Annotated in this window: 5 protein-coding genes and 1 pseudogene; all 6 read left to right on the plus strand. The window is 28.4% G+C overall.

Going from position 1 to position 3873, the window contains the following annotated elements:
• A pseudogene (locus P20429_RS20665) lies at positions 1–295 on the plus strand (hypothetical protein); the annotation flags it as partial.
• Between the two features lie 239 nt (positions 296–534).
• Entirely contained in the window at positions 535–864 is a 330-nt protein-coding gene (locus P20429_RS00020) for a hypothetical protein (protein WP_007587349.1), read from the plus strand.
• Positions 865–1072: 208 nt separating this feature from the next.
• The gene (locus P20429_RS00015; protein WP_007587352.1) at positions 1073–1333 is read left to right on the plus strand and encodes a helix-turn-helix domain-containing protein; all 261 of its coding nucleotides are present in this window, start codon (positions 1073–1075) and stop codon (positions 1331–1333) included.
• A 237-nt stretch (positions 1334–1570) separates the two neighbouring features.
• Entirely contained in the window at positions 1571–2443 is an 873-nt protein-coding gene (locus P20429_RS00010; protein WP_007587354.1) for a hypothetical protein, read from the plus strand.
• Positions 2440–2979, plus strand: a complete 540-nt coding sequence (locus tag P20429_RS00005; RefSeq protein ID WP_007587356.1) for a hypothetical protein — start codon at positions 2440–2442, stop codon at positions 2977–2979. Before P20429_RS00010 ends, P20429_RS00005 begins: the two co-directional genes overlap by 4 nt.
• A gap of 184 nt (positions 2980–3163) precedes the next feature.
• Positions 3164–3873: replication initiation protein (locus P20429_RS20065; protein WP_033027238.1), on the plus strand; the 710-nt coding region annotated here is incomplete at its 3' end.

Consider the following 3873-nt stretch of genomic DNA (forward strand, 5'->3'; position numbering starts at 1 on the left):
GCACTCAATAAAATCTATAGCGACCTGGACTTGGTGTAATTTTGTTGGTGATGGCAAAAATCGCGGAGTTATGGAGCTGGATCTAAAAGGTCATAATCTATCATTACAAGACAAACAAGTTATAGGTGCTACATACACCAATCAATTACAACGTAAAACGACACAAAACGCCCTACAAGACGCTTTTAATGAATTAGTGAGCCAATGTATCAAGCCAACACAAAAAGCCGTTGCTAATCTATCAAGTAAATCATTAAGAACAGTAAAAGTTTATTGGTCAAAAATAGAAAAGTAGGTTTTTTAGTTATCCACAATTTAAAGTTTTTTAGTCTAAAAATTGTTAATAAAAAAAGGTGCAGTATGGTGGTATCAGGTTATCCCCCGTTAGGGTGTCAAAAATAAAGCCCTTTTAGTGTTAAAAAATCCATAGCATTTTTATGGCTCAGCCTGAAAAAAAAAGTAACTTTTTCATTATCTCCATTTTATATATTTTTTTTTATGCTACATCTGAAATATACAACAAAAGGATTTAACATGAAAAAATATATATTTTTAACTATCACTCTCTTACTTACTTTTAGCCTTCAAGCAAAAAACAGTGAATCATCTTTAAAATACTGCCTTAATATTGAAAAAGCCTCCGAGGCAATAATGAAATTAAGACAAGCAGGCTATCCATTACAAAAAACAATGGAAACTCATAGGCGATTTTTTAAAGGAAATGATAGCTTTAGTTCTGACGTAATGGAAAAACTCATTTTTAAAGCTTATCAAACACCTAAATATGAATATAAAAAAGAAGAAATTATAAACGAGTTTAAAAATAAAAATTACCTTCAGTGTCTTATTCAAACACGTGAATAATCATCATTAATTTTTTAAAAAAGCCTTAAAAAAGGCTTTTTTTTTATCTTTTTTCGATATTAAATCAAAAATGATTATGTACTTAATCAAGAATGACTAAATTAATAATCAAAAATGATTATTTATATAATAATATTTGATTATTTTTTACTATTGACATTAATCTTTTTTGAGTTAATTTTAAAATATATAAAAAAAGGAAAAAAACATGTCAGAACTAAAAATATTAAAGCAAATCTTAAAGGCAGATTTAACAAAAAACGAACTAAAAACAGTGATTTTTTTATTATCAATTGACGATAAAACTATACAATTAACTAATGCAGAAATTGCAGAAAAATTAGGATTTACTGCATCAAACACAATAAGAACATTGAAAAAATTAAAATCGGTCAACGTAATCGGTGAAAGAAAAAACGGCATATTTATAAAATCAATCAACAGTTGGAAACAAACAAAAAACCAATAACAGACAAGCGAAGCGTAATTTTTTTAAAGTCATCTATTGAATAAATTGAAATCTATGTTGAGATATAAAAATAAGAACAATAAAAGTTAGATTTTACCCTTACGCATACCTTTAAAAATTAAATAAAGGACTACCAACGTGTCACTAATCTAAGTTTCAGCCGCTACGCGTCAGTAAACTTAAATTAGCGTTGGCAATTGCATTGAGCTTGAAACCTAACACAAGGGAGCAAGTAAAATGACAAAACAAAGACTTTACCATTCGCAGTTTAACCACCACGGTTGGCAATCTGGCAAAGGTAGCAAATCGAGGGCGCACAATCTAAGAGCAACTGAAGCACTGAAAAAACTTTATTCTAATTCTGTCGAATTAGAAGAAATTTGCGATCCTGATTTAATAAAAAATAATTTATTAATTATTGATAATAAAAAAGTTGACCCGCTGCATGGCGATCAACTTTTTCAATCAATAACAAAAACACTTGAACAAGAAAAAAAAGAATATTTAGAAAAAATTGAAAATGCTTATACAGATTCAAACAAAGCTGAACTGTCATCAAAAAGAGCAAAAGCAAAAGCAGCTTTAAAAAGATATGCCGCAGGTTCGGACAATGAAGAAAAAACATTTTGGAATGGCTTAATTGAAAAACTGGGCAGTCAAAAAATAGATGCTGAAAACGAAATATTAAAACTAAAAAATACGTCTGATTTAAAAATAAAACGATTTAATCAAAAGATAAAACGTATAGCTGAACTTTCAAATTATGACGATTTAATTAATGTTAAATCTCGAAATACTGAATATACAATATTTTCAAAAGAGCTACTTTATAAAATACCTGACGATACAAATTTAAAAATCAAACCTATTGATTTAGCTAATTTCACAAATCTAATGAATAAAAAATTATATCCTGATTTTCGCACAACTTACATTGTCATCCATTCTGACGAGAACCCAGACAGACCGCATGCACATTGTGAGTTTAGCGGCTTAAATCTTAAAACTGGTGAAATGGATATTCAACAACAATTATTTTTAAATCTTGAAAAACAATATAATTTAAAAAATAAAATATTTCCTTTTGAAAAAAAACATATAACGGTTTGAACAGTGAAGAAGTAAAACAATTTGGTGTACTTTATCAAGATTTTATTTATGAAGAAATGAACACATATTTATTAAAAAAAGGCTACAACTCAAAACTTGAAAAGCGAACTGAAAAAGAAAAAAACGATGATCAAAGAGATTTTTTCGAGAGCAAAAAACCTACACAAAAAAGAGAATTTACAAGAGCAAAAAAACTACAAGAACAAAACGAAAAAGCAAAAATTGAAGCAATGCAAAACATAGAAAAACAAAAAAAATTGAAGTCTGAACTTTTAGAAACTGAACGAAAAGTTGAGAAAGCATATAAAGAGTTATCAATAGTTGAAAAGTCAGTTGTTAACACTAAAGCAGCTTTGCGAGCTGCAATTGATTTTGCTAACAATGCTGAAATAAAAAGTCTTTTAGATTACAAAAAACATTTTCAATCAATAAAAAATGAAGTAATACAAGACACTGTGAAGGCTAAAAGTATAGAAATACAACCTGATGAAGTACAAGAAAAAAAAATTCGAAATGTTAGAAAAAGAAAGTTCTGAGAATTGATCAATTCAATTTTACGTGGTACAAAATTAAAAGGCTAACCACGCGAATGGTTAGCCCTTAAGTTTTAAAAAAAATCTCTCTGGCGGGAGTAGACTTTTAAAACTGAATTACATTTTTATCTTATCAAATGTTTTCAGTTTTTCAAGTCTTAATAATAAAAAAAATAAGGCTGAAAAAATGAACGGAATAAAAATAAACACTGAATTAGAACACTTTAAAAATAATTTAATGGATAAAGTCAAAGTTTCAAACAAAGATTACTATCAAATTATTAGAAGTAAGCAACATTCTTCTAGATTTTCACATATTCAATACAATCATTTGTCGGGTCAAAATTACATATGTTTAGATTGCGATATTGATGTTTTTAATGTTATTGAAGAAAAAAATATAAATCCAAACTTAGTTGTAAAAAATAAAAATAATAATCGAGCGCATTTATTTTATCGTTTATCTTCGTTTGTTGGAACTACTCCAAACGCAAGAATCAAACCTCAAAAGGCTTTGAGACTGCTAACGCATTCACTGAATAACCACCTCGGAACTGATAAGAATTTCAACGGCATTCAAGCTAAAAACCCGCTAAATAACTCTTATGATGTTTTTTCTTTTTCAAACAAACCTTATGATTTTGATGAATTATTTGAAAATATTCCAGATGCGGAAATTTACGTAAATAAGCCCAAAATCTCAATTGTTGAAGATAAAGAAATTATTAACGTTGGAACAGGTGAACGTAATATCTATTTGTTCGATACTGTCCGTTTTCAGTCTTACAAGGTGAAACATAAGCATAAGGATTTTAATAGCTTCTACGCTGAAATAGAACGCATCTACAATGATTTAAACGGTATGCTAGCCGAACCAATGGATTTTAAAGAATGTCA

Origin of the sequence: Pseudoalteromonas sp. BSi20429 (genome assembly GCF_000238895.1) — a bacterium.
GTDB classification, from domain to species: Bacteria; Pseudomonadota; Gammaproteobacteria; order Enterobacterales; family Alteromonadaceae; genus Pseudoalteromonas; species Pseudoalteromonas arctica.